A 25,095-nucleotide genomic window follows, 5' to 3' on the forward strand; every position below is an offset into this window, starting at 1 on the left:
ATGAGCATACCTGTATATATATTTACCGGCTTTTTAGAAAGCGGAAAGACAACACTTATCAAGGATACTTTATTAGATCCCGGCTTTGGACAAGAGGAAAAAACATTACTGCTTGTTTGTGAGGAAGGCATGGTGGAATATGACGATGCCTTTTTGGCAAAAACAAATACAACCTTAGTTGTTGTAGAAAAGGAAGAGGATTTAAGCTATGCGTTTTTAAAAAAATGCGATGCTATGATTGAACCGGATCGTGTCATGATCGAGTTTAACGGAACATGGTCTTTGGCGAACTTTATGGAAATCGAACAGCCGTTTGACTGGGTGTTGGTACAGATTCTTTCTACTGTTGATGCTTCCACCTTCCAGCTTTATATCAACAATATGCGCTCCATGATCTACGATCAGCTTTTGCATTCCGAGGTTATCATTTTCAATCGTTGCAGTGCCGATACGAAAAAGATGTATTTACGCAATAATATCAAGGCAATCAATAAGGGAGCACAGCTTATTTATGAAACCGTTGATGGGGAAATCGTAGAGCTTGGTGATGAAGATCTTCCATTTGATTTACAAGCCGATACGATCGTTATAAATGATGATGACTATGGCTTATGGTACATGGACGCTTTGGAACACCCACGCAAATATGAAGGAAAAACGGTTCAGTTAAAGGGGAAGGTAGTATCACCTTATGTTGAGGGGATTCGTAATGCCTTTGTTTTCGGACGCTATGCAATGGTTTGTTGCGCAGATGATACGTCTTTGATCGGCTTGTTGTGCCACTATAAGCAGGCAAGTGAGTTGTTGCCGAATAGCTGGGTTTGTATCGAGGCGCAAATCGAAGTAGAATATGACGAGAACTTCCATGGAGAAGTACCGATCCTTTATGTTAAGGCACTTCATGAAGTAGAGCCGCTTGCCGATGAACTTGTGTATTTTAATTAGAGGAATTGCTTATGAAGGATATACTACATAAAGAACAACTGATGAGCTATGCGGAGCAGCTTCTTGCACCGGCACAGGTGGAGGAAATCGAGCTTAGTGAGGTTATTAGCGATGCACATGGCGATACGCATATTTGGGGAATTACGTGTGATACCATGGAGGAATATTGGCTGATAGAGCAGGATAGTCCTTGTGCTTTGTTTCGTAAAAGCGGTATTTATGCTTTGGCTCGACATGCTTATGAAGCATATCTTGAGCAGCTGGAGCATAAGGATGTTCGCAGTGAATTAAACGATCGACAGCAATATATGACTTCGTGAACAAAAAGTAAGGAAATAGCTGCCCTCTTTATCGAGAATATCGATAAGGAGGGTCTTTTTATGAAAGCAGAAACAATCGAAGCGTACGAATAAGTATCCGTATCAATTTGTACAAGCATGCTTTGTGTTGATGCGTATAGTAGGTTTCTTTATCAAACGCTAGAAACTGTATCATAACAATCGCTTTATTTTTATCGGCTAATGTGTGAAGCTTGTGTGAAATCTGTTTTTTACGTGTTGAATGTAGGTTTTTTTAGTATAATATAGCTATCAAAACAATGGAAGGGGAATATCCATGAGTGCATATATTGAATTTAAAAATGTAAAAAAAGTTTATCAGATGGGTGAGGTTGAAATCGAGGCTTTGCGAGGTGTTGATTTTACTATTGATAAAGGTGAGTTTGTGATCATTGCCGGTGCTAGTGGTGCGGGTAAGAGTACCATTTTAAATATTTTAGGTGGTATGGATAGCTGTACAAGCGGAGATATTTTTGTTGATGGGCGAGAGATCAGCAAGTTTTCCAATAAGGAGCTGACAACTTATCGCCGCTATGATATAGGCTTTGTGTTTCAGTTTTATAACCTAGTACAAAATTTAACTGCCAAAGAAAATGTGGAATTGGCAACACAAATTTCGAAAAATCCTTTGGATATTGATGAAACCATTGCGGCAGTAGGCTTGCGTGAGCGTGCGCAAAACTTCCCGGCACAGCTTTCCGGAGGGGAACAGCAGCGTGTGGCGATTGCACGTGCATTGGCAAAGAATCCAAAGCTTTTGTTATGCGATGAGCCTACGGGAGCATTGGATTATAATACCGGTAAGCAGATTTTAAAGCTGTTGCAGGATATGTGTAAATCGCATCATATCAGCGTTGTTGTCATCACGCATAACCTAGCTCTTACGGCGATGGGGGATAAGGTCATCAAGGTGCGCAACGGAGCAATCGAAAGTATTGAAATCAATGAAAATCCATTGCCAGTGGAAAGGATTGAATATTGATGAAAGCATATATAAAGGATATTCTTCGTGAGGTTCGTCATAGTATGGGAAGATTCTTTTCCATTATGGCAATCGTGGCGATTGGTACAGCGTTTTTTGCCGGTGTGAAGGCCAGTGTGCCGGATATGCTGCATACGGCAGATGACTATTTTCGCGAATATAACCTTATGGATATTCGTTTGATGTCAAGTATGGGCTTTACGAAGGAAGATGTAGAAGCAATTCGCAAGGCTGATGGCTTAGAAGGGGTTATGCCTACGCATACGATGGATTTTATAACTCATAAGGGAACAACGCAGCATGTTGTAAAGGCCATATCTTTGCCAAAAACAGATAAAGATGATCCTGATTATATTAACCACGTACGTTTGATTTCCGGACGTATGCCGCAAAATCCAAAGGAGTGTCTTGTGGAGGAACAAGAGCTAAAAGATATGGGGTATAGGATCGGTGATACCATTACCTTGGAAAGCGGAACGAAATCTGCGGTTAGTGAGTATTTGAAGCAGGATACCTATACGATTGTTGGTACAGCCTATACACCGGATTACTTGAATTACTCGAAAGGGACAAGTACGATTGGAAATGGAACAGTTGATTTGTTTATTATGATTGATGATGAGAATTTTGTATCGGACTACTATACAGAAGTATTGGTAACGGTTAAAGGGGCAGATGCTTACGATAGTTATGGCGATGCCTATTTTGAGGTTGTGGATAAGGTAAGCAATGAGCTGACAAGTATCGGTATGGATTGCAGCGATATCCGTTATGCAGAGCTGCAAAAGCTTGCGCAACAGGAATTTGATAAGGGAAAGGCAGAGTATGAAGCAGGAGTCAGCAGATTTGAAGATGAAATAGCGAAAGGAGAAGCTAAGCTTGAAAGCGCTAAAGATCAATTGTTGCTTGGAACAGCGCAGCTAACCAGCAGTAAAGCCAATTTTGAAACGATGCAGACAACGATGCAGCTGCAAATAACGCAGGGAGAAGCGAGTATAGCGCAATATGAAGCACAGCTCAATGAGGTTGTGGCCTTAAAACAACAGATGCAAGAAGAAATACAACCACTTTTAGATGGGTTTGAAAATCAAATAGCACAAGCAGAAAAACGTCTTGATGAGATTGAAAGGCAGTTGGCAGATCCCAATGTAAGTGAAAGTGAAAGAGCATTGCTTGAAGCGGAAAAGAAGGTGCTTGAGCAAAGCATAGCGGCAGCACAAAAATCCATCGAAAGCACTAAGGCAGCACTTGTTAAGATGGAAGAAAAGGTACAATATTTCCAACAACAGATTGCAAGCGGAAAAGCACAGCTAGTTGCAGCGAAGCAACAATTAGCTAACGGACAAAAAACGGCACAGCAGGAATTTACTGCTGCACAGGCAAAGCTAGATACCGGTCAAAAGGCGTATGTAGAAGGAAAGTTGGAGCTTGAAAAAAATCGCAAGTTAGGTGAAAAGGAGCTGGAATTGGCAAAAGAGGAGCTCTCCGTTGCTGAACAGCAGCTACAAAAGCTTCCCCAGCCAAACTGGTATGTGTTGGATCGTAATTCCCATTATGCTTATCGTGATTATGAAAGTGTTACACAGCGCATGGACGGAATTGCAAAGGTATTTCCACTGTTTTTCTTGATCGTTTGTGCATTGGTATGCTTAACTACGATGACACGCATGGTCGATGAACAGCGTGGTATGATCGGAACCTATAAGGCACTTGGATATTCCAATGGCAAGATTGCTATGAAGTACTTGGCGTATGCCTTGGTAGCCGGAGTAGTAGGAAGCATTATCGGCTGTGTTGTAGGAATGCTTCTATTCCCTTCTGTCATCTTTAATGCTTGGAATTTGATGTACAATCTACCGGAATTAAAGTTTGTATTACAGCTTCCACTTGCTATTGCCTCTAGTGTAAGTGTAATTGCTGTTACCTTGTTAGCAACCTTTGTGGCATGTTACAAAGAATTAACGGAAGTTCCCGCTTTGCTTATGCGTCCGAAACCACCAAAGAGCGGCAAGACCATTTTGTTGGAGCGTATTTCTTTCTTGTGGAAACGCTTCTCCTTTAGTCAAAAGGTAACCGCACGCAATATTATTCGTTATAAAAAACGCTTCTTTATGACTGTAATCGGTATTAGTGGGTGTACGGCATTGCTGGTGGCAGGCTTTGGTATTCAAGACAGCATCAGTGAGGTTGTGGATAAGCAATATGAAGAAATCATGCGCTATGATGCAATGCTGAGCTTTGATGCCGACAGTACGTATAAGCAGCGAGATGCGATCATAGAGGAATTGAAATCCGATTCACTTGTTAAAGATCAAACAGCTTTGATGCAAATAAATGCAACGGTAAAGGATAACGGAGAAGATACTGCGGTAAGCGTTATTGTGCCGGAGGATAGCGCAGCCTTTGAACAATTTGTTAAAATTGCGAATCGTAAGAGCGGAAAAGAGTTAAGTTTTGCAAATGATGGGGCAATCATTACCGAAAAGTTGGCGATGAATATGAAGCTTTCTGTTGGAGATACCTTATCCATTGCTCTTGCTGATGGAGTAAGCAAAGATGTGAAAATCAGCGGAATCATGGAAAACTATGTTGGACATTATGTGTATATGACACCGGCTTACTATAAACAGCTCTCTCAGCAGCGAAACGTATCCAATGCTCTTTATATTAAGATGAATAAGGTGAACGATAAGAACGAAAGCACACTGGGAAATCGTTATATGGAAAAAGACGGAGTCAGCTCCATGGCCTTTTATCATGGTGTAGCGGAAAGCTTTGATGATACGATTGCATCGTTGAATTTTGTTATTTATGTGTTGATCGGAGCTGCCGGCTTACTGGCGTTTGTGGTGCTATATAACCTTACAAATGTAAATGTCAGTGAGCGCATTCGAGAAATCGCAACCATTAAGGTACTAGGCTTCTATCCGCTAGAGGTAGCTAGTTATGTTTATCGTGAAAATCTTGTTTTAACCTTGATTGGAGGCTTATGCGGTCTTTGCTTAGGAATCGGACTTCATGCTTTGATCATGAATTTAGCAGAAATGCCGGAGATCATGTTCGGTCGTAATATTGATGCATCATCATTTGTTTTTGCGCTGATTCTCACCCTTGTATTCTCTATGGCTGTTAATCTTGTGATGTATCGTAAGCTGCAAAAAATCCCGATGGTAGAATCTTTGAAATCAGTGGAGTAATTGATGCAAGATTATCAGGAATATTATCAGACACCGCTTGGTTTAGTACAGATTTGTGCAAAGGACAGCGGTATTACAAAAATTGCATTTGCGGACGCTGCCAATAAACAGCGTCCGAATGTGTGGACAACACAGTGTATTCGACAGCTGCAAGAATATTTCGATGGCTTGCGCAAGGAATTTACACTTCCTCTTGTATTAGAGGGAACAGCATTTCAAAAGAAAGTATGGACGGCTTTATGTAAAATACCTTATGGAGAAACGAGGTCTTATCAGGATATTGCAAGAATGATCGATCAACCAAAAGCGTGTCGAGCGGTGGGAATGGCAAATAATCGCAATCCTATCGTAATCGTGATACCTTGTCATCGGGTAATCGGGAAAAATAAGACCCTTGTTGGCTATGGTGGTGGCTTAAAGCGAAAAGAATATTTGTTGAAGCTTGAGAAAAATGTGAAATGATATTGGTGCTATCCCTTGAGTATGTTATAATATACGCGTGCGTAATGTGCCCGTAGCTCAATTGGATAGAGTATCAGATTCCGATTCTGACGGTTGCAGGTTCGACCCCTGTCGGGTGCGCCAGAATATTATAGAAGCCTTGAAAGATAGGCTTTTTTATTTTGTAAGAAAAAACATGCACCCTTTTGTGAAAAGGTACATGTTGAATAACGTATTATTTTCGATTCGGATAATAGTTTTTCAAAAATTCGGCTTTAAATTCAGGGAAGGTTCCATTTAAAATAGCGGCTCTTGCATCTTCTGTCAAACGAATGATAAAGCGTAGGTTATGGATAGAAGCAAGATTGTAATACTGCTGACGTACGCTGTTATCCTCGGATTTCCAAAGCTTGCGCAGCTCACCACGTGTCCAACCACTGCGACAGGTAGGACAATCACAGCCTTCATCAAGTGGCAATGGGCTGTCTTGGCATTTTTGTAAATTGTAGTATCCATGCCTTGCGTAAATACGTCCATGTCTTGCTTCACGAGTCGGCGCAACACAATCGAAGGTATCGGCTCCCATTTCGGTTCCAATTAGAATATCGTCGGGGTGCGAAAGACCTAATAAATGGCGTGGCTTGTTTTCGGGAAGCTCCTCACAGCACCAACGCAAGATTTCACCTAAGCTTTCCTTTAGGAATGCACCACCTAAACCATAGCCGTCAAACTCCATTTGTGCCAGCTTTTTAGCGGTCGAGCGACGCAGATCCTCCCAGCGTCCTCCTTGTAATACTCCATAAAGAGATTGGCGATAGCCCAAATCATCACGATGCTTTTTATGCTCGTCAATGCTGCGCTGTGCCCAACGCTCCGTTCTGGCTAAGGCTTCCACATTGTACTCGTAGCTATCCGCAAGAGAGGTTAGCTCATCATAAGCCATGTGAATGTCTGCACCGATACGACATTGAATTTGCATGGATTCTTCCGGTCCGATGAAATCCTCTTGATTGGTAAAGGGATCGAAAAAGCGAACCCCATCTTCCATGACATGCGCAAGGCGATCCTTTGGATCGGCATTGATAACCTCATCTTCACGATCCATACTAACGACCTTACCGATACCGGAACCTAAGGACATGACTTGAAAGCCACCGGAGTCGGTTAGTGTAGGACCATTCCAACCGGACCATTTCGCAAGTCCTCCTGCTTGGGCGATTTCCACTGAAGTATTGCGTAAGTGATAGCCGTTGCTAAGCATTGCCTGTGCCTGAACAGATTCTAAATCTTCCATAGATAAAAAGCGCACTTCGCCTCTTGTACCTACGCACATAAAGGCCGGTGTTTTAATATCGCCATGCGGGGTATGAATGATACCTGCACGTCCCAATTTGCCGGGAATACGCTTTGTGATTTCAAAGCTAAAGGTGTTATTGTTTTTATAGTTTGTCATAATCTACCAACTTTCTTTCTAAATTGTTTATGATACTGGTTTTGATGCAAATAATAAAATCGCAAAGCCGCTTTTCAAACGATAAACGAAGGTAAATGGCTTCAAGGATAACTGCTGATCCCCTTGAAAAATAAGTAATTTAAGTGTAAAACTTAACATGGGGTATTATACCATAAAACTATTTTCTTGCGAATAGAGCTCTTAACAGATTTTTAAAGAAAGCTTTTTGCTTTGTGGCAGAAGTGTTATAATAAGAGGCAATCAAAGGAGTGAAATTATGATTATAGGAATACCGAAGGAAATAAAGAATAATGAAAATCGTGTTGCATTAACACCTGCTGGTGCCTTTGCATTAACGAAGGCAGGACATTGTGTTTTGGTGGAAAAGGGTGCCGGAAGCGGCAGTGGCTTTGAAGATGAAGAATATGCACAGGCAGGAGCAAGTATCTGCGAGGTGGAGGAAGTCTTTGCGAAAGCGGAATTGATCGTTAAGGTAAAGGAATATATGGAAAGCGAGTATGCTTATCTGCGTGAGGATCAAATGGTGTTTACGTATTTGCATATTGCGAATAACGAACCTTTTGCGAAGGCTTTGATTGAATCAAAAACAACTGCGATAGCTTATGAAACGATTGTTTCAAAAAGCGGGACACTGCCGTTATTAACGCCGATGAGTGAGGTGGCAGGTCGTATGTCGGTACAGATTGGTGCCAGCATGCTGCAAAAGGCAAATGGAGGCAGTGGTATTCTTTTAGGTGGTGTACCGGGTGTTATGCCGGCGAATGTGGTTGTTATCGGCGGTGGTACGGTTGGTTTTAATGCGGCACGTATTGCCAGTGGGTTAGGTGCACAGGTGCAGGTGTTTGATATCAATGCCGAGCGTATGGCTTATATTGATGATGTATCCAATGGTACGATCCATACGATTTATAATAATGAATACAATTTGAGAGCAGCATTGAAAGAAGCGGATCTGGTAATCGGCGCAGTCTTGATACCGGGGGCAAAGGCACCGAAGTTGGTAAGTGAAGATATGGTAAAAACGATGAAGCAGGGCAGTGCTATCGTTGACGTTGCGATTGATCAAGGCGGTTGTATCGAAACCTGCGATCATACAACTACACATGATGATCCAACCTTTGTGAAACATGGTGTATTGCATTATTCAGTGGCAAATATGCCGGGTGCGGTACCACGTACTTCTACAATTGCGTTATCCAATGCGACATTGCCTTATATCTTGAAATTGGCAGATAAAGGATTAGCGGCCTTGAAGGAAGACGCTGGCTTTCGTAAGGGCTTGAATACTTATCGAGGTGTTTATACATGCCAAGCGGTTGCCAGTGCTTTACATGCGGAATATCATGATCCGCAGGAAATGCTTTAATAAAAAATGTAATTTTGGAAGCGTAAGGCTTCCTTTTTTACGGCAGATGAAAAAGCGGTTAAAGGTACTTGAAAATAACACGTGAAAAGCTGTCATAAATATTTCATTTTTGCTATGTAAGTGTTACAATCATGTTGTAAAGGGAGTTAGGGACATGTATGATACATTATTTTCAAAGTGAAAATGCAAACAGTGTTTTCAAAATACAGGGAGAGGGAGCGTATGTTTATTCCAAGCTTACGCATACCTATGAAAGATGCAATCTGTATGCGGAAATTTTAACGCAAAAACAGAAATATCACGAAATTGATGAGCGGGAGGCTAAGCGTTTGATTCATCAGCTGGAGGGAGAAGAGGTTTCTTTGGCTCGTCATCAAAATATGAAGCTGCATAAGGCAATCGCCTTTGCCAGTGTTGCGCATGCCGGACAATATCGTAAAGGGACGAATATTCCTTATATCGTACACCCATTTGAAGTTGCGCAGATTTTAAGTGAAGCAGGTGCGGAGGAGGATATTATTTGTGCCGGTCTTTTGCATGATATTATTGAAGATACCTCTTATACAGCTACGGATTTGGAAAAAGAATTCGGAAAGCGTGTCAGTGAGCTTGTATTGGCGTGTACGCAGGAATGTGAAGGGTGTTGGGAACAGCGTAAGCAGCACTATTTAGATTATTTGACGAGGGAGGCTACGTTGGATACGATGATGATTTCTTGTGCAGATAAGCTTGCCAATATTCGCAGTTCAAAGGAAAACTATGAAAAGGAAGGCGAACGCTTTTGGGGACGCTTCAATAGCGGGAAGGAAGGGCATAGCTGGTATTTTTCGAAGCTGATTGATGCCTTTGCACCATTGCAAAATTATAATATGTTTTGGGAACTGAATGCGATTTATAAAGAACTTTTTGTTGTCTGTTATCAAGGTGAAAATGTTTTATATCAAACAAATGGTTGGGAAACCTATGTATATCGAAAAGAAAGTGAAAAATGGGTGTTGGAAAACTTATCGCAGGCGGAATTGGAGAAGCAGCCGCTTCAAAAAATTGATGAGAATGAAATGCGGCGCATCGTGATGAAATGGGAGATGGAGGATTAGGTCTGTTTGAAAGGAATACGGTCTGTCATGTGCATGATCGGAAAGAGTCGAGGGATACTCGACTTTTTTGCTGTCGAATACGGTCTTATTTCATATATTGATTTCATATAATGAAAAAGGTGATGGTGTGAGGCAGAAGAAGCGAATAGTTTTAGGAATCGGAATGATTTGTACCTTAATGATTGCGACGGTATATATGTCGCGATTTACACATATTATTGCGGAAAAGGAATGGAAAGTCTTAAATGGGATTGTGGTAGTTTTGGACCCCGGGCACGGTGGAAAAGACGGAGGAGCACAAAGCGGAGAAATTATGGAGGACGAAATCAATCTTACGATTGCTTTTCAAACCAAGGAGTTGTTGGAACAAGCAGGTGCACAGGTCATTCTTACAAGAGATGGAGATTATGATTTGGCAGACAAAGGAGCGGCGAATCGCAAGCGGCAAGATATACGAAAGCGTATGGATATGATGAATGCGGAAGATGTCGATGTGTTTATCAGCATTCATTTGAATGCATACCCCAATCCAAAGGTACAAGGGGCACAAACCTTTTATAATGAGAAAGATGAGGCATCAAAGGAATTTGCGAATCTTATACAAAATAAACTAAAGGTATTAACGAAAAGTAAGATGACAAGTAAGCCTGGAGATTTTTATTTGTTGGAAAATGCAAAAACAATGGGAGTATTGGTGGAATGTGGCTTTTTATCAAATCCAAATGATCGTGCTTTGTTAGTGAAGGAAGAATATCAAAAGGCATTAGCGAATGTACTTTATAAGAGCATAAAAGAGTATTTTGATTTTTTAATGTAATTTTTTTAAAAAAGTTTAAAAAAGTTGTTGACAACTATATAGTATCATGGTATTATGTATAGGCATTCGATGAGACGGGCCTGTAGCTCAGGTGGTTAGAGCGCACCCCTGATAAGGGTGAGGTCGTTGGTTCAAGTCCATTCAGGCCCACCATCGAATTTAATATACATGGGGTGTTAGCTCAGCTGGGAGAGCACCTGCCTTGCACGCAGGGGGTCATCGGTTCGATCCCGATACGCTCCACCATGTTAAGAAATAGGATCTCGAAAGAGATCTTTTTTTGTGTTTGATGCTATCTTATATGTATTAAAGTTTGAAGTCTTATTTTAGTACCATGCTATAATGTAAATATTACATTATATAAATGATATATACATCAAGAAACTTTATTGCTTTTGCAGCATATACAAGAGTGCAACGAAGAGTTGCGAATGTGCATTGTAAAAGATATAGAATATAACATTATGAATTGATAAAATTTATTCATCAAATATACGAGGAGGTATTAGATTGTGAGTTTAGGAGAAAAGATTTTTAAATTGAGGAAAGAAAAAGGACTATCACAAGAGGCTTTAGCTGAACAGGTAGGTACTACAAGGCAAGCGATTAGCAAATGGGAAAATGATCAAGGGTTTCCGGAGACAGAAAAACTTTTGCGATTATCGAATATTTTTGAAGTATCTACGGATTATCTTTTGAAAGACGAAAAAACTGTAAAAGATAGTGAAGAACACGGATATTATGTAAGCAAGGAGATGTCGGTGAGCTTTATCGCCAATCAGAAAAAACTAGGACGTTATCTAGCCATAGTGACTATGCTTTGTATTTTTGCCGGAATACCCTATACCTTGTTTTCACATGACATGGCTTGGCGTTATTTAGGCATGGCTTTTTGTCTTGTGGCAGGAATTGTATGTTTTGTCATAGCTGTTTTTTGTGAAAAACAAGAGTATAGTATCTTAAAGCAAGAACCTTTATTATTCGATTATGAATATCTAAAAGAATTAAGAAATGAGTATCGTATGAAAAAGAAGAAATATGTAATAGTTGTTATCCCATGTACTGTTCTATTTATAGTAGGATTGATTTTCTTCGCATTTACCATGAAAGGTTATCTTTTGTGGACAGAATATCACTCCTTGGCATTCTTCGCTCTGGCAGTAGGAATGCTAGGCTTTGTATATACAATCAATGTTATGGAAGCCTATGAGCTGCTCATAAGAAATGAACAATACTCAACAAGCTTCTTTTTCAAACTGAAAAGAAAGATTAAAAAGAGCTTGGAATAAGCGGTATTGCGACTTTATAGAAAGTTATTGATTATGGAGCAATAACAAAGGACATCTTGCGATGTCCTTTAGTGTACTATTTAATTTGTTTATTGCTTTTTTTAATCCTTCCAGTCATCGTATGGATACATAGGACGCATAATTCGTTTGAACTCTAAGCGTTCTGTACGTTGATTGGTAGGTCCGTCTGTTAAAGACATAATGGTGTATTTACCGACCTTTGCAAAATCGGGAGATATATAGCCTTGCTTGGCGATAATTAGATCATATTGTGTCCAATCGATATTACTGGACGTAAACTGTTCGATTTCCGTATAGCTATAAGATAAGCCCAATACAACGACATCGATCGGATATGTATCAAGTGATACAGTAATAGCTTTACCATAGCTTCCTCGATCTTTAAATTCAGGTAATACATGCCCGATATAGCGAATCTTTCCTTCTATATGGATAGGAGCGGACAAAGCATCTTCGCCCATTCCAAGTTCAAAGGATACATGATTGCCGATGGATTCGTTTTTCAATACATCAAACGCCTTGGGATCGGTGATGCCGCTTACCAATATCTTTTTGTTGTGGGGCTTTTTGTAATCCATGATCTGACGTAATACAAAATTACTATAACCGGTAGCACCGGCTCCGCAATTATCGCCGGAATCGGTTAGGAATACCGGACGTTCCTGATGCTCCATAACCTTTTGTAAAGCTTCCTCTGCTTCTCCCCATACGCCTGTGTAATGGAAATCATGACGATGCTCAATAGCAAATTTAGCAATCTTGTCTGCCATTTCATTTGCATAAGCGACATCGTTTTCACTGTTTGGCACAACAATGACACCGGCACCGCACGTATCGTTATCATGTCTTAGATATCCGATGTGATAGGAACAGCTCATGATGCGCTCATCAGCTTCGATTTCATTTAACAGCTTGTTGATGGAAAGCATCGGTTCGTCCCATGAGCAGCATCTTTCTCCTCCCAATAACAGTGGAAGCTTACGATAAACAGGGTGAATGTTGCGACGGTTTTTCAGTAATTCTACAAAGCGCTGTGCAACAAAGCGATAGGTTTCCTTTATATCCGTATGTGGAGATTCCCGATAACAACGTACGATTTGACAGTTATTAACAAACTCGGAGGATAGATTGCCATGGGGATCCATGACGACGGCAATAGGTAAATAAGGACCTGTTAGCTTTCGAATTTCTCGTACGATATAATGCTCACCGGAGCCGCCTTCCAAACCGATAACATTACTGGCACCATGAAGAAATAAGAAAATACCGTCAATTTCATGTAAGTGCTCCTTTACGCCCTTTAGGATACGAGAGGAAATAAATGCAAAAGCATCTGATGCTACCAAACCTCCCGGGTGGCCGACAGCCATAAAAGAAGGGATTGGAGTAATGCCGGCATCTTCAAAAATATCTCTGACACGCATACTGTCCAATAGGTCATCGCCTGTTTTGTAAATATATTCATCGTATGTCATTTGGGCACTGACGTGTGCATTGGATTCTGATGAAAAATAACCCATCAATACTTTCATTTTTCAACCGCCTCAACAAAGCTCTTAACCAAATGAACGTCTACAACATCATAATCACATATATGTTCTCCACTGAGATAGGCATAGCTTACCTTTTCGGATAATGTTGTCGGATCACTGCAATAGGATTTACATGATGAGTGAAGCTGATAAAGTCCGCTTTCTTCCAACATTTGTTTGGCGTTGGCAGCATTGATTCCGCTTCCGGCAAGAATTTGAATAGAATCACCGTATTTGCTTTGTAAATCATGCAGTAATTTTGCACCGTCAATAGCTTTTGCCTCTAAACCACTGGTAAGTACACGATCAACTCCGCATTGAATGAGATCCTCCATTGCTTTGTATGGATCTTTGCATACATCAAATGCGCGATGGAATACAGCGGTTTTGTTGTAGGAATGAATTAGATCTACCATGTTTTTGGTTTTATCTGTATGAATGGTAAAATCCTCGTTTAAAAAACCGAATACGATCCCATCAGCACCGTTTTCCAATAGGATACGTGCATCTTCCATCATGGTATCGGTATCAACGTCATCATAACAAAATCCGGCAGCTCTGGGGCGTACCATGCAGATTACACTTAAAGAGGTATCACGTTTTACTTTGCGTAGGGTTGCGACACTTGGTGTTAGTCCTCCTACACTCAATGCACTGTTTAGTTCGACTCTGCTTGCTCCGCCTTTTTCCGCAGCAATGCAGTCTTGATAGCTTCCTGTGCAGATTTCAACAATTTTATTCATTTTCATCACCGTTTGCCACTCTTACGATACTTAATGCATAGATTTTGGCATTTTGAATAATATCTTTGCGATCCATCCATTCGTTCGGTAAGTGGCCGATTCCTTTCTGTCCCGGAAAACTTGGGCCAAATGGGACAATGTTTGGCATCAATTTCGCATACGTTCCTCCGGTCGTGGTTACCGGTGTTCCGTCCATTCCTGTTATTTTTTCATAGGTATCTTGCAATGTACGACATAAGAAGCAATCCTTTTCAAAACGAACGGGATCATAGTTTTGTATGCAGGTTAATTGCAGATGGGAAGGTAATTTGCTGCGAATCTGTTCTTCGATTTCCGCATTGGTGATAACCGCAGGATAGGATAATACAAATTCAAACGCCAACGCATCTTCACAATCTGCTAAGCATCTTCCACGTAGCTGCATTTGTCCGAATTCTTCATCATGAATATCCAATCCCAAACGATCGGCATGCTCATTGCTGGATAAAAGATATTCGTTTACAAAGGCATTGAATTCTTTTTGATGCTCATAAGAGCTGCTAACTCGATAACAGCATCGACCTCTTTCGGCATAGACCACAGGGTATTTGCAATCCGGTGTCCACCCCATGACCGGAGGCTTTTTAACTGAAAGATAGTGTGTTAAATCTTCAAAGCCGGTTTCTTCGTTGGTACCGAATAAAATCCATACCGGTCTTTTTAAATGGATTTTCAGCTCTTTTATAGCGTATAGAGCATACAGGCAAGAAAGGATAGGACCTTTGTTATCTAGGATACCACGTGCATAAATACGACCGTTTTCTTCATGAGCCGAGAATGGTGGATAAAGCCAACCATCACCGACAGGAACGACATCTAAATGACCGATAATTCCGATATAATCAGAATCATCGCCCTCTCCGTATTTGGCAATTCCCATTTTATGATCAACATTTTCTATTTCAAAGCCTAACTCCTGAGCAAGCTTTAAGGTTTCTTCCAATGCGTTGTTTACACCTTCACCAAAGGGCATATCCGTTTTCGCCGTTGATTGCACGCTGTCAATGCGTACGATTTTTTTAATGCCTTCGATCATACGATCGGATATTTCATCAATTTTATGTAAAAGCTTCTCTTCCATAAACGCCTCTTATTTGCGAACAAGTGGAGCGGTTCTGGTTTTCATATAGTTTTCTAACCATTCTTCACTTGCTACTTCAAAATATTGTTTTCCCGCTTCGTCAAATTGAACCAAATAAACCGTAGGTTCTTCTTTTTCGGTTGCTACGGCAAAAGAGAAGCCCTGAATGTTGGTCGCAACGCCCCATTCACCTTTGTTATTCATCGCAATCAAGGACATATCACCGGCTTTTCCACGACGTTTTTTCAATTCCTTATCGAAATTTGTAACCGCAATATCACAAGCCTCTTGTGGTGTTTTTCCTTCTTTCATCAAACGGACGATTTCATAGGAAACACAGCCCTTCATCACATCTTCGCCCAAACCGGTAGCACTGGCACCGCCCACCTCGGAATCGACATAGAAGCCGGAACCGGATATCGGAGAATCACCGACACGTCCCGCACGTTTCATGAATAAGCCGCTTGTGCTTGTTGCAGCACTCATGTGAGCGCCTTGATCTACGCAAACCATACCAACGGTGTCATGTCCGGAATATGGCTTTAGTTCCAAGTCCTTGGATTCCTTCACTCGATTGTGATAATGGATCTTAGCTCGTTCAGTCAACATGTTTTTGCGTTCAAAGCCATTGCGATGGGCGTATTTTTCAGCTCCTGCTCCAACCAGAAAGTTGTTTACCGGCTCTTTGGATAAAGCGCGGGCAATACTTACGGGATTTGCGTAATCTTTAATCGCACCGACACAGCCGATATCCAGTGTATCTCCGTCCATAAAGGCAGCATCGAGCTCTACCTCCATTTCTTCATTTGGAAGTCCTCCATAACCGACGCTTTTGTAAAACTCAAAATCTTCAACCGCACGAACGGCTGTTTCGATGGCATCGCCGCAAGAAGCGCCGTCTTTTAACATTTCTTTTGCTTCTGTAATACCTTCTAATGCCATTCGCCATGTTGCTATAATACCAAACATTGTCTTTCCTCCTATTTCCAAGTATGTACTTCTTATAAAATAATTAAAATCGCCTATCCAGCGATTTTAGTTGTTTTTAAACTTTTTCATCTGGACGATTGCTTTTTTCAATACTTTTTCTGCGTCCATCATTCCGTAATCAGCTGCATCAATAACAGCTACAGGAATCTTATCTCCGTATTTTTCGTTAATTTCATTATAAAGGAATTTTGTCTGCGGACCGATTAGAATGCAATCTAATGGTGTTTCTTCGATAATATCCTGAATTTTCTTGTAGGAGAATGCCTTGCATTCAATTGGCAGGTTGTTTTTGTCAGCTACCTCCTGCATACGCTGAGCCATCATGCTGGTAGACATACCGTTGTCGCAAAATAAGTAAACTCGTTTCATGTTATAGTACCTCCTATTTATTTTCTAGAGCTTGAAACTTTTTGAATATTATAATCTGTTGTTGGGCAAATGCTTTAAAGCTTTCCGCAGCCATCAACTGATCTTCTGCGTGCATCAATAACATATTCGGTGTTACAGGTTCTCCGCTGGCTTCCTTTTGAATAAGTGAAGCATGCGCCTCATGACCCTTAATAAAAATCTCTTCACCTTCTTTAATGAGTGCCTCCGCTTTTTCGAAATCATAGTTTTGAGCTGCCATAGCTGCTTCCATATACATTGATTTTGCAGAACCGACACAAGAGATTATTTGGAAACTAATCATTTCCAATCCTTCCATTTTGTTCCCTCCTTATACCTTTCGCTGTAATTTTACAATATTTAAGTGATGTTTTCATTCAACTCGGCTTCCTAGTGTTAGGAAATAAAGGTTCTACCTTCCTATAGGTAGGAAATAATTAAGCTAATTTATCTATCTATCTTTATTATAATAAAAATACCATAACAAAGAAAAGAGGAAAACTATGAAAAATTATGAATGGAGCTTAGATGCATTGTATAAGGGGTATGATGACCCGATTTTTCTTGAAGATATAGAAAAGTTGAAGAATTGGAAATGTACGTTATCCGATGTATGTCAAAAACTTCAAAAAGAAACAAAGGAAATAAAACTGCATGAGGGGTTAGCACTGCTAGAAGAAATACGAGAATATACTTATCGTTTGAAGATGTACACGCAGTTAAGATTAAGTGTTGATTCCAATGATGAACAAAATAACGTATGGTCTTATACCGTAAACAATTTGATTGCGGATATCAGCTATTATGAATCAATGGTATGGAATATCTTATTGGATATTGAGAATTTAGAAAGCTTGATTGAAACCGATGCAAAAGCAAGGGATTATCGTTTTCTTCTGCATGAAAAAATCCAAAAGCGTAAATATGATTTAAATGAACAGCAGGAGCAAATCCTATCCATGCTGTATCCTACCGGTATAAAGGCTTTTTCGGATATGTATTATGCCTTGACGGGGAATGCCAAAGTCAATTTCAGAGGGGAAGTTCTGCCTTTAACAAAAGTTAAAAATATGTGTCATGATACTTGTAAGGAGGTAAGAAAAGACGCATTTTTGGCGGAATTAAAGGCGTATGAAGCAATCGCAGAGCCATTGTCTTTTGCGATAAGCGCAATAAAAAGTCAGCAGCTAAAGGAAGCAAGATTACGAGGTTATAAGGATCCCTTAGAAAAGATGCTGATAGAAAGCAGAATGCGTAAGAATACATTAGATGTCATGATGAAAAGTATTGAAGCATACCTGCCGATGTTTCGTACCTATTTAAAGAAGAAAGCATCATTGTTAGGATATGCTCAAGGGCTTCCATGGTATGAAATTTATGCGACATTAGGAGAGTGCGGCTTTCATTTTTCGATTGAGGAATGCAATGCTTATATATTGAAGCATTTTAAACCGGTTAGTGAGCATTTGTATCAAATGGTCAAGCGCGCATTTGAAGAGGATTGGATCGATTATCCTACAAGAAAAGGAAAACAGCCGGGAGCTTTCTGTGAGAATTTAGGTTGGATCAAGGAAAGTCGAATGATTACGAATTATAATTATACGTTAAGTGATATCGTAACCGTTGCTCATGAGCTGGGACATGCCTTTCATGGAATGATGATTGAGAATCAACCGATTTTAAATCGGGAGTATTGTATGCCTTTGGCGGAAACCGCTAGTACATTTAATGAGAATATTATATACAATGCCTTAGCGGCGGATATGAATGCAAAGGATCGATTGTTGGTATTGGATACACAGCTATCTGCATTATGCCAAAATATATTGGATATTTATGCGCGTTTTCAATTTGAAAAAGCAGTTTTCGAGCATGTTGAAAAGGGCTTTTTAAATGCTTCACAATTATGTGAACTGATGAAAGAGGCATTGTTAAAGTCCTTTGGTGATGGCTTAGATCCGAAGTATTTACACCCATATCGTTGGATAACAAAGGTGCATTATTATTTGCCGGATATTGCTTATTATAATTTTCCATATACATTTGGGGCATTGTTTTCCAGAGGCTTGTACGCTAAATATCAAGCGGAGGGAAGTACGTTTATTCCAAAATACGAAGCATTGCTTCAAGCAACGACAACCAATACGGTGGAAGATGTAGCAAGGATTGCCGGTATTGATATAACAACCGATACCTTTTGGAAACAAAGCTTACAATCCATTGTGGATCAAATGCAGGAATTTTTGAAGTTGATAGAAAAGGAGTAGTTTATGTTTTTCGCAAATTTACATGATGATATCGGGAATGATATTTATGAGCATCGCTTTCAAGAGCCGAATCGTTTAGATGAATTTCATTATCCGCGTTTTAAACAAGGAAAGATGAAGTTTTCCGCAATTGTATGCTGTTTTAGCGGCAGTGAGGATTGGAAAGCTATGATGAATACTGTTTTATATGTGGAACGTAAGATTCAGGAAAGCCGTTATTTTTCCTTTCGAGAGGATAAAGAAATACAGGTGTTTCTTGCGGTAGAAGGAATGTGTGGTATTCAAGAGGAGGTGGAAGTGAAAATCCAATGGCTTTATGAGCATCATGTTCGTCTGGGCTCTTTGTGTTGGAATGATGAAAATGCTTTGGCAATCGGAGCTAAAAAAGGAAACAAGCCGCTAACGGAAAAAGGAATTCGGGCAATTAAAGAAATGAGTAGGCTACATATGGCGATTGATACAAGTCATTGCTGCGAGTGGAATTTTTATGATATCGCTAGGGTAAGTAAGGAAGCAATCATAGCTTCGCACAGCAACGTAAAGGCCTTGTATAATCACTATCGCAATTTAAGTGATCCGCAATTACAGGTAGTGAAAGCTAAAAACGGCTTGGTTGGCGCAATATGTGTACGTTGGTTCGTGAAGAAAAAAGAGGATAAAGCAACCTTGCAGGATTATATTGAGGTTATAAAATATCTGAAAGAAACGATTGGAGTAAAGCATATTGCATTAGGCTTTGATTTTATGGATTATATAGAAGGAATGGAAGAAAGCAATGTGACTGGGATAAAGGATATTACAGAAATCGGCAATATTGCAGCTGCGCTTAAGGAAAACGGATTTCAGGAAGAAGAAATCGAGAAAATCTGTTTTCAAAATGCAGTGGATTTTATGAAATCCTATCTATAAAGAAGAATGTGTTTAATGAAAGACCGGTTTACGTTTATGATGAAATTTGTTTTTTATAGTAATGGTGATGAGTATGATTCGATACGCAAAAGCCTTAAATAAGATAACCGATACTTTAATTTCTTTAACATGTTTTGTAGCATTGCTTTTTCATGATTATTTAACAGTCTATGCGTTTTTTATGCTATTGCCTTTTCTATGTGTTACTTCGTTATTGAACATATATGCATATTGGAAAGATAAAAGCTATGGGATCACAAAGCTATTGACCGGTTTGTTTTGGATAGCGGTTATCATAGTGGCGGTTATTACAAATATTTATAATTAGACAGTGAGAGGAAAGAAAACATAAAAAGAGTAGGAGGTATTGGTTTATTGCTTCCTACTCGTTTGCTTCTTATTCTTTTATTCAATAGGCTTTTGATAAAATTTGCCATAGAAATTCAAAGTGCTGTATGTATTGATCAATGCGTCGGGCTTTACGCTGCGGATACAATCTACGACATCTCGTACTTCATAGCTGCTGACAACGGTTTTACAAAGGTAAAACCGTTTTTTGCTGTACCCTCCATAAGCGGTAATAACGCTCATACCATGGTGAAAATTATTCATAAAGGCTTCGGTGATGACTTCCGGATCGTTGGTGGTTATTTCGATAGTAATTTGTTCATAACGCTGATAGAAGTTAGAAATCGTTCTCGTGGATATTAGCTGAAATATAATGGAGTAGCCGGCATGTTCCCAACCGAACAAATACCCGAATATAATCAGCATGGAGCAGTTAAATATAAAGACATAATCCCAAATGCTTTTATGGATTTTATTGGATACATATAAGGCGATGAAATCCGTTCCGCCGGTTGAACCATTTGCACGTAGTGCCAATACAACACTCATGCCGTATAGGAAGCCGCCAAACAATACATTCAATGTTAAATCATCGAATAACGGAGAAAAATCCAAGAACTGAAGAAATACTGATGTTAAGATGAATTGAATGCAGCTAAGTAAGGTGAAGCGATGGGAAACACTTTTATAGGCAAGCAGGGCAGCGGGGATGTTCAAGGCTAAAATCCCCAAAGAAGTGGAAAAGTTGAAACCGAATAGGTTGCTGATTTTGTTTAATAAAATCGCAACACCCGTAAATCCGCTAGATAATAAATTGCATGGATCCATGAAAACATTGATTACGTAGACTTGCAGAAGGCTGCTTGCGATAATCATAATAATAGATATAATAAAACGAATCGATTTTATTTTTTGAAGATCCTTTATTTTCTTAGCCATGAAAGCACCCCTCTTATAATAATTGCATATCCATTATAGGTAAAATAATACATTTGTTATATAAGACTGTTTCCTAACATTCGGAACAAAAGTTCTATTTCCTAATATTAGGAAATTGTAGGAGTTAAAAAAGCGTGGATTTGTAGTAAAATAATGTTTATAAGGAAGGTGTTTCTATGCTAAATAAGCGTCAGGAAAAGATTATTCTTTTATTAGATGATTCGAAAAGCTGGATAACAGGTAAGGAAATATCGCGTTTGATGAATGTGTCGGATCGTACGATACGTAGTGATATCGACACAATAAACAGATATTATGATAAACCGTTGATTGAATCGAATTTAAGAAGTGGGTATCGTATCAATCAAGAGGTATTGGTTACTTTGCCGATAGAGTTAAATACGGTAATTCCGCAGACACCGGAAGAAAGATGTATTTATATTATTCAGGAGCTGATGTTTGAGAAAAGCGAGATCAATCTGTTGGATTTGCAAGATCAAGTATTTATCAGTGGTTATTCCATTGATAATGATATTAAGCGTATCAAGAAAATGTTGGAGCCTTACGATGATATTAAGCTAGTTCGCTCTCGTAATTATATTCATTTGGAGGGGAGTGAACAAAGCAAGCGACAGCTGTATAAGGAGCTGTTATCTCAAGAAACACAAGGGAATTTCCTGAATTTGAATAGATTATCCAGTATGTTTCAGGATTTTGATCTATTAAAAGTGAAAAAAGAATTGGAAGATGTTTTGGATCATTATAACTATCATGTCAGAGAAATGTCGATGCCGATGCTGATGATTCATGTAGGTATCGCTGTTGAACGTATGCTGCGTTACAATTATATCGAAACTTCCAGATCGGTTCCCGAATTAGAAGAACATAAAGAATATTTGATTGCGAAAGAATTTTTTAAACGTCTATCCAAAAGAATACGCATTGAGGTTGTTGATGATGAGGTGAAGCTGCTTGCGATGCAGCTTATGGGGAAAAAGTCGGTTACGTTATCGAACGACTTGGTTAATTCCTATAAGAAGGACTTAAATGTGGATACACTGGTTGATGAGATCATTGAAAATATACATAATAATTTTGATATTGATTTTTCTAAAGATACCGATTTAAAAAACGGTTTGGCAGTGCATTTGCAGGGACTGATTGAAAGAAGAAATAAAAATATCAATATTTCCAATATCTATTTGCAAGAGCTGAAAAGAAAATATCCGTTGGTGTTTGAATTGGCAATCAGGGTAGGCGAATTTTTAGAACAGGTGCTGAAAACGGATATTTCGGAAAATGAATTGGGCTTTTTGGCATTGCATTTAGGAGCTGCTTATGAAAGATACAACACGAATAGTAAATATCGAGCAGTCATGATTTATCCGATCGATCAGGCATTGAGTGATTTTTGTGTAAAGAAGATTGAAAACTTATTCTCGGAGCGTATGGATATCGTGGCTTGTGTCAGCTTCTTTGAGGAAAAAAGCATACAGAGCATAAAGCCGGATATTATTTTAACAACCTTACAGCTAAAGCATAATTTGGAGATTCCTACGATTCAAATTTCGTTATTTTTGAATAATGAAGATGAAAGTAAAATCTTTCAAGCTTTAAATATCTTAGATAAAAAACGCTTCCGTAAAGAGTTTGAAGAAAGTCTGGTAAAGCTGATTGAAAAGAAAAACTTTTATTACGATTTAGATTTACAGACACCGCAAGAGGTCATCACGTATATGTGTGATCGCTTAGAGGAAGCCGGCTATTGCAATGAGGATTTTAAGAACTCGGTATTGCAAAGAGAAAAGATGGCAGCAACCAGCTTCGTATATTCCTTTGCGGTTCCCCATTCTTTAAATGTCGCAAGCATTTGCCCGTCTATCTCCGTTGCTTTTTTGAAGAAGCCGATTCAATGGGGAGATTTTGAGGTAAAGATGGTAATGCTGCTTGCTACAAATGAGGAGCAATCGAATATTTTAAAGATGTTCTTTTCTTGGTTAAGCAATATGATCAACGATGCAAATCATTTTGCGGCGTTATTAGAAACCAAAAGCTATGAAGAATTTATCGCAAAGATAATAGAATAAGAAAGAGGTACTTATGAAAAAAATGAATTCATTTCGAGCAGGTGTTAAATTAGGCGTAGGTAACATCAACAACTTTTCACGTTTATTTGCATATTTGATTGACTGGTATATCGCAACGATGATGGCAGGGATTCCGATCGTGTTGATCAATTCCTTTGTTAAGCACTCCACCGATGTATCACAGGATCTATCCAAATTACCGAAAGATATGGCGATCTTAGCCGGAATATTGGGGATTGTTTTCTATATCGGATATTTTGTTGTTTTGGAGTTGTTTGTGTATAAAGGACAAACCTTCGGTAAGCGCATCATGAAAATAAAGGTCGTTAAAAATGATGGAAGCGATGTGGATTTTTGGACAATTATCAAAAGAGAGGCAATCGGTGTTATGTTGATTGAGGGATATATTGCGAATAGCTCCAGTTATCTGCGTCAGGTGATATCCATTGCGACAGGTGTAAATATTATGGAAATGGCAACGTATCTGTTTGGTATCATCAGTGTTATTTCTATCTTGATTGGCTTGGCAAGCACATCTAGGAAAATGATTCATGATTATGTTGCCGGTACGTGTGAAATCAGCAATAAAGAGGAACAAAGTGGTGAAGCATTTCACGCATAAACAGTTGAAATATGATTTTTGATGCTGAAAGAATATGAAAAAGGACATCGTCGGGTGTCCTTTTGTGTATGGATAATGTATAAAGCTTGTGGACTTCTTTTGAGCTTTTGATATGTTTTAAAATCATGCTTAAACGAAGAAAAATAACGATTAGACTTTTTTTTGTTCTCTTAAATCTTTTCGTCGTATTTGTCGTGTTTAAATCCTATTTCGTTTCTATAATCATTTCGAAGGCTTTTTAAATTATGTTCTTCGGCAAGGCTTTCCCAATTTTTATTTAAGACCGCATCGATTTCTTTTCCATCTTTTGTCAGAATGAGTGATGATAAATCAGTTGAAAAGTCATTTATTGGGATATCATAGGCTTTACATTGTTTTAAAAAGATTTTCAGTTTTTCATAATCTCTTGATTCGAAACTCAATTTTAATCCTTTTTTTGTTTCTAATGTTAAACAAATGAAATATGTATTCGTTGGAAAACTAAAACCTGCACCCTTTGTAGGTAGGATACGTGAGTAAGCAGAAACGTTTACTTTTCCCAATGAAGAAAATGTAATCGAAATTTTATTTTCGACAAAAACTTTTCCAAAGAAAACAATACATTCTTTTTCAATCTTAGCATTTAATGAAAGGGGTGAGGTTTGTTTTGTGCTAAGCAAATTCATAATAGTGGTTGCTTGGTCCTTTTCTGAAAATTCTATTGACATTATATATTTATTCATTAGGGATAAAATTTCGCTTTTTTCCATTGTCATACCTCCTATCTTCGACTCTATTGCTATTAAAATATATTTTGATTTGTTTGGTTGTTAAATTTTATCAATGTTGAAGGATTATAATATTGTGAAATTAGAAGCTGTTTATTTTTTCTTTCTAGGTTTTGGCGCTGGCAGTTCATCATACATTGCATCAAATAAACCTATTAGAAAATCTTTATTATCAACTTCTTCCACGAATAACATTTCTTTGGCATTTTCGTATGGTATCGCATAGGTAACTGTTGGCATATATGAAATTGCAGACCTTGTTGGTTTAACAAGCAGTCTATCATCGTAGATACCGCCAATGATTTTTCCACGATAATAGAGGATATATTCTCCCATCATTGCTCGATATGTTATTTCTTGTAATTCTGATAATTGTTCTAAAATAAATTGCAGATACTCTTTACTTGACGCCATTTC

General features: G+C 39.0%; 24 protein-coding genes and 3 tRNA genes. 17 read left to right on the forward strand and 10 right to left on the reverse strand.

Going from position 1 to position 25,095, the window contains the following annotated elements; all coding sequences use genetic code 11:
* The 6 genes from EUBDOL_RS10525 (at position 1) to EUBDOL_RS10550 (ending at position 6,047) form a co-directional block, all read left to right on the forward strand.
* Entirely contained in the window at positions 1–945 is a 945-nt protein-coding gene (locus tag EUBDOL_RS10525) for a TIGR03943 family putative permease subunit (protein ID WP_004800951.1), read from the forward strand.
* An 11-nt stretch (positions 946–956) separates the two neighbouring features.
* Positions 957–1,265: a hypothetical protein gene (locus EUBDOL_RS10530; protein WP_004800952.1), complete on the forward strand. Its 309-nt coding sequence runs from the start codon at positions 957–959 to the stop codon at positions 1,263–1,265.
* Between the two features lie 295 nt (positions 1,266–1,560).
* Positions 1,561–2,265, forward strand: coding sequence for an ABC transporter ATP-binding protein (locus EUBDOL_RS10535; protein ID WP_004800953.1), 705 nt, complete (start codon positions 1,561–1,563; stop codon positions 2,263–2,265).
* Positions 2,265–5,462 (forward strand): FtsX-like permease family protein, encoded by a 3,198-nt coding sequence (locus tag EUBDOL_RS10540; protein ID WP_004800954.1) that lies wholly within the window; start codon positions 2,265–2,267, stop codon positions 5,460–5,462. The genes EUBDOL_RS10535 and EUBDOL_RS10540 overlap by 1 nt, the downstream gene beginning before the upstream one ends.
* Before the next feature lie 3 nt (positions 5,463–5,465).
* On the forward strand, positions 5,466–5,924 hold the full coding sequence (locus tag EUBDOL_RS10545) for a methylated-DNA--[protein]-cysteine S-methyltransferase (protein WP_004800955.1): 459 nt from the start codon (positions 5,466–5,468) through the stop codon (positions 5,922–5,924).
* A gap of 46 nt (positions 5,925–5,970) precedes the next feature.
* Positions 5,971–6,047 (forward strand) — tRNA-Arg (locus tag EUBDOL_RS10550).
* A 91-nt stretch (positions 6,048–6,138) separates the two neighbouring features.
* On the opposite strand, the gene tgt is transcribed toward EUBDOL_RS10550, so the two are convergent.
* The gene (gene tgt / locus EUBDOL_RS10555; RefSeq protein ID WP_004800956.1) at positions 6,139–7,356 is read right to left on the reverse strand and encodes a tRNA guanosine(34) transglycosylase Tgt; all 1,218 of its coding nucleotides are present in this window, start codon (positions 7,354–7,356) and stop codon (positions 6,139–6,141) included.
* 277 nt (positions 7,357–7,633) lie between these two features.
* Between tgt and ald the strand changes: the two genes are divergently transcribed.
* The 6 genes from ald to EUBDOL_RS10585 all read left to right on the forward strand — a co-directional run bounded on the left by ald (position 7,634) and on the right by EUBDOL_RS10585 (position 11,946).
* The gene (ald, locus tag EUBDOL_RS10560) at positions 7,634–8,743 is read left to right on the forward strand and encodes an alanine dehydrogenase (RefSeq protein ID WP_004800958.1); all 1,110 of its coding nucleotides are present in this window, start codon (positions 7,634–7,636) and stop codon (positions 8,741–8,743) included.
* A 158-nt stretch (positions 8,744–8,901) separates the two neighbouring features.
* On the forward strand, positions 8,902–9,840 hold the full coding sequence (locus tag EUBDOL_RS11060) for an HD domain-containing protein (RefSeq protein ID WP_004800959.1): 939 nt from the start codon (positions 8,902–8,904) through the stop codon (positions 9,838–9,840).
* 127 nt (positions 9,841–9,967) lie between these two features.
* Positions 9,968–10,657: an N-acetylmuramoyl-L-alanine amidase gene (locus EUBDOL_RS10570; protein ID WP_040463829.1), complete on the forward strand. Its 690-nt coding sequence runs from the start codon at positions 9,968–9,970 to the stop codon at positions 10,655–10,657.
* Positions 10,658–10,733: 76 nt separating this feature from the next.
* Positions 10,734–10,810: transfer RNA gene (locus tag EUBDOL_RS10575), tRNA-Ile, on the forward strand.
* 17 nt (positions 10,811–10,827) lie between these two features.
* Positions 10,828–10,903: transfer RNA gene (locus EUBDOL_RS10580), tRNA-Ala, on the forward strand.
* Positions 10,904–11,169: 266 nt separating this feature from the next.
* Positions 11,170–11,946 carry a helix-turn-helix domain-containing protein gene (locus EUBDOL_RS10585; protein ID WP_004800961.1) on the forward strand — a complete coding sequence of 259 codons (777 nt, stop codon included), beginning with the start codon at positions 11,170–11,172 and terminating at the stop codon, positions 11,944–11,946.
* 101 nt (positions 11,947–12,047) lie between these two features.
* Here the strand turns inward: EUBDOL_RS10585 and EUBDOL_RS10590 are convergent, their stop codons facing one another.
* The 6 genes from EUBDOL_RS10590 to EUBDOL_RS10615 form a co-directional block, all read right to left on the reverse strand.
* On the reverse strand, positions 12,048–13,499 hold the full coding sequence (locus EUBDOL_RS10590; protein ID WP_004800962.1) for a M81 family metallopeptidase: 1,452 nt from the start codon (positions 13,497–13,499) through the stop codon (positions 12,048–12,050).
* Positions 13,496–14,242, reverse strand: a complete 747-nt coding sequence (locus EUBDOL_RS10595; protein WP_177254229.1) for a copper homeostasis protein CutC — start codon at positions 14,240–14,242, stop codon at positions 13,496–13,498. The genes EUBDOL_RS10590 and EUBDOL_RS10595 overlap by 4 nt, the downstream gene beginning before the upstream one ends.
* Positions 14,235–15,362, reverse strand: a complete 1,128-nt coding sequence (locus EUBDOL_RS10600) for a Sapep family Mn(2+)-dependent dipeptidase (RefSeq protein WP_004800964.1) — start codon at positions 15,360–15,362, stop codon at positions 14,235–14,237. Before EUBDOL_RS10600 ends, EUBDOL_RS10595 begins: the two co-directional genes overlap by 8 nt.
* Positions 15,363–15,371: 9 nt before the next feature.
* Complete coding sequence (locus EUBDOL_RS10605; RefSeq protein ID WP_004800965.1) at positions 15,372–16,331, reverse strand: N(4)-(beta-N-acetylglucosaminyl)-L-asparaginase; 960 nt, start codon at positions 16,329–16,331, stop codon at positions 15,372–15,374.
* A gap of 66 nt (positions 16,332–16,397) precedes the next feature.
* On the reverse strand, positions 16,398–16,721 hold the full coding sequence (locus EUBDOL_RS10610; RefSeq protein WP_022420282.1) for a PTS sugar transporter subunit IIB: 324 nt from the start codon (positions 16,719–16,721) through the stop codon (positions 16,398–16,400).
* Positions 16,722–16,734: 13 nt separating this feature from the next.
* On the reverse strand, positions 16,735–17,058 hold the full coding sequence (locus EUBDOL_RS10615; RefSeq protein ID WP_004800967.1) for a PTS lactose/cellobiose transporter subunit IIA: 324 nt from the start codon (positions 17,056–17,058) through the stop codon (positions 16,735–16,737).
* 184 nt (positions 17,059–17,242) lie between these two features.
* On the opposite strand from EUBDOL_RS10615, the gene EUBDOL_RS10620 reads away from it, so the two are divergent.
* The 3 genes from EUBDOL_RS10620 to EUBDOL_RS10630 all read left to right on the forward strand — a co-directional run bounded on the left by EUBDOL_RS10620 (position 17,243) and on the right by EUBDOL_RS10630 (position 20,243).
* Positions 17,243–19,006 (forward strand): M3 family oligoendopeptidase, encoded by a 1,764-nt coding sequence (locus tag EUBDOL_RS10620; RefSeq protein WP_004800968.1) that lies wholly within the window; start codon positions 17,243–17,245, stop codon positions 19,004–19,006.
* A 3-nt stretch (positions 19,007–19,009) separates the two neighbouring features.
* A complete protein-coding gene (locus EUBDOL_RS10625; protein WP_004800969.1) occupies positions 19,010–19,915 on the forward strand; it encodes a dipeptidase in 906 nt (301 codons plus the stop codon).
* Between the two features lie 73 nt (positions 19,916–19,988).
* Positions 19,989–20,243 (forward strand): hypothetical protein, encoded by a 255-nt coding sequence (locus tag EUBDOL_RS10630; protein ID WP_040463830.1) that lies wholly within the window; start codon positions 19,989–19,991, stop codon positions 20,241–20,243.
* Positions 20,244–20,320: 77 nt separating this feature from the next.
* On the opposite strand, the gene EUBDOL_RS10635 is transcribed toward EUBDOL_RS10630, so the two are convergent.
* On the reverse strand, positions 20,321–21,202 hold the full coding sequence (locus EUBDOL_RS10635) for a YitT family protein (RefSeq protein WP_004800971.1): 882 nt from the start codon (positions 21,200–21,202) through the stop codon (positions 20,321–20,323).
* 176 nt (positions 21,203–21,378) lie between these two features.
* Here EUBDOL_RS10635 and EUBDOL_RS10640 point away from each other — a divergent pair, with 176 nt between their 5' ends.
* Entirely contained in the window at positions 21,379–23,289 is a 1,911-nt protein-coding gene (locus EUBDOL_RS10640) for a BglG family transcription antiterminator (protein WP_004800972.1), read from the forward strand.
* A gap of 13 nt (positions 23,290–23,302) precedes the next feature.
* Positions 23,303–23,911, forward strand: a complete 609-nt coding sequence (locus tag EUBDOL_RS10645) for an RDD family protein (protein ID WP_004800973.1) — start codon at positions 23,303–23,305, stop codon at positions 23,909–23,911.
* Positions 23,912–24,081: 170 nt separating this feature from the next.
* On the opposite strand, the gene EUBDOL_RS10650 is transcribed toward EUBDOL_RS10645, so the two are convergent.
* Both EUBDOL_RS10650 and EUBDOL_RS10655 read right to left on the reverse strand, forming a co-directional pair.
* Positions 24,082–24,660, reverse strand: coding sequence for a hypothetical protein (locus tag EUBDOL_RS10650; protein ID WP_022420277.1), 579 nt, complete (start codon positions 24,658–24,660; stop codon positions 24,082–24,084).
* A gap of 111 nt (positions 24,661–24,771) precedes the next feature.
* Positions 24,772–25,092 carry a TfoX/Sxy family protein gene (locus tag EUBDOL_RS10655; RefSeq protein WP_004800975.1) on the reverse strand — a complete coding sequence of 107 codons (321 nt, stop codon included), beginning with the start codon at positions 25,090–25,092 and terminating at the stop codon, positions 24,772–24,774.
* Between the last annotated feature and the right edge of the window lie 3 nt (positions 25,093–25,095).

The sequence above is a fragment of the Amedibacillus dolichus DSM 3991 genome, from assembly GCF_000154285.1.
GTDB lineage: Bacteria > Bacillota_I > Bacilli_A > Erysipelotrichales > Erysipelotrichaceae > Amedibacillus > Amedibacillus dolichus.

Coding starts and splice junctions, on each gene's coding strand:
- EUBDOL_RS10655 (WP_004800975.1), bottom strand. CDS start 25,092: ATGGCGTCAAGTAAAGAGTATCTGCAATTTATTTTAGAACAATTATCA.
- tgt (WP_004800956.1), bottom strand. CDS start 7,356: ATGACAAACTATAAAAACAATAACACCTTTAGCTTTGAAATCACAAAG.
- EUBDOL_RS10650 (WP_022420277.1), bottom strand. CDS start 24,660: ATGGAAAAAAGCGAAATTTTATCCCTAATGAATAAATATATAATGTCA.
- EUBDOL_RS10545 (WP_004800955.1), top strand. CDS start 5,466: ATGCAAGATTATCAGGAATATTATCAGACACCGCTTGGTTTAGTACAG.
- EUBDOL_RS10620 (WP_004800968.1), top strand. CDS start 17,243: ATGAAAAATTATGAATGGAGCTTAGATGCATTGTATAAGGGGTATGAT.
- EUBDOL_RS10615 (WP_004800967.1), bottom strand. CDS start 17,058: ATGGAAGGATTGGAAATGATTAGTTTCCAAATAATCTCTTGTGTCGGT.
- EUBDOL_RS10600 (WP_004800964.1), bottom strand. CDS start 15,362: ATGGAAGAGAAGCTTTTACATAAAATTGATGAAATATCCGATCGTATG.
- EUBDOL_RS11060 (WP_004800959.1), top strand. CDS start 8,902: ATGATACATTATTTTCAAAGTGAAAATGCAAACAGTGTTTTCAAAATA.
- EUBDOL_RS10535 (WP_004800953.1), top strand. CDS start 1,561: ATGAGTGCATATATTGAATTTAAAAATGTAAAAAAAGTTTATCAGATG.
- EUBDOL_RS10525 (WP_004800951.1), top strand. CDS start 1: ATGAGCATACCTGTATATATATTTACCGGCTTTTTAGAAAGCGGAAAG.
- EUBDOL_RS10530 (WP_004800952.1), top strand. CDS start 957: ATGAAGGATATACTACATAAAGAACAACTGATGAGCTATGCGGAGCAG.
- EUBDOL_RS10625 (WP_004800969.1), top strand. CDS start 19,010: ATGTTTTTCGCAAATTTACATGATGATATCGGGAATGATATTTATGAG.
- EUBDOL_RS10630 (WP_040463830.1), top strand. CDS start 19,989: ATGATTCGATACGCAAAAGCCTTAAATAAGATAACCGATACTTTAATT.
- EUBDOL_RS10610 (WP_022420282.1), bottom strand. CDS start 16,721: ATGAAACGAGTTTACTTATTTTGCGACAACGGTATGTCTACCAGCATG.
- EUBDOL_RS10590 (WP_004800962.1), bottom strand. CDS start 13,499: ATGAAAGTATTGATGGGTTATTTTTCATCAGAATCCAATGCACACGTC.
- EUBDOL_RS10645 (WP_004800973.1), top strand. CDS start 23,303: ATGAAAAAAATGAATTCATTTCGAGCAGGTGTTAAATTAGGCGTAGGT.
- ald (WP_004800958.1), top strand. CDS start 7,634: ATGATTATAGGAATACCGAAGGAAATAAAGAATAATGAAAATCGTGTT.
- EUBDOL_RS10540 (WP_004800954.1), top strand. CDS start 2,265: ATGAAAGCATATATAAAGGATATTCTTCGTGAGGTTCGTCATAGTATG.
- EUBDOL_RS10635 (WP_004800971.1), bottom strand. CDS start 21,202: ATGGCTAAGAAAATAAAGGATCTTCAAAAAATAAAATCGATTCGTTTT.
- EUBDOL_RS10640 (WP_004800972.1), top strand. CDS start 21,379: ATGCTAAATAAGCGTCAGGAAAAGATTATTCTTTTATTAGATGATTCG.
- EUBDOL_RS10595 (WP_177254229.1), bottom strand. CDS start 14,242: ATGAATAAAATTGTTGAAATCTGCACAGGAAGCTATCAAGACTGCATT.
- EUBDOL_RS10605 (WP_004800965.1), bottom strand. CDS start 16,331: ATGTTTGGTATTATAGCAACATGGCGAATGGCATTAGAAGGTATTACA.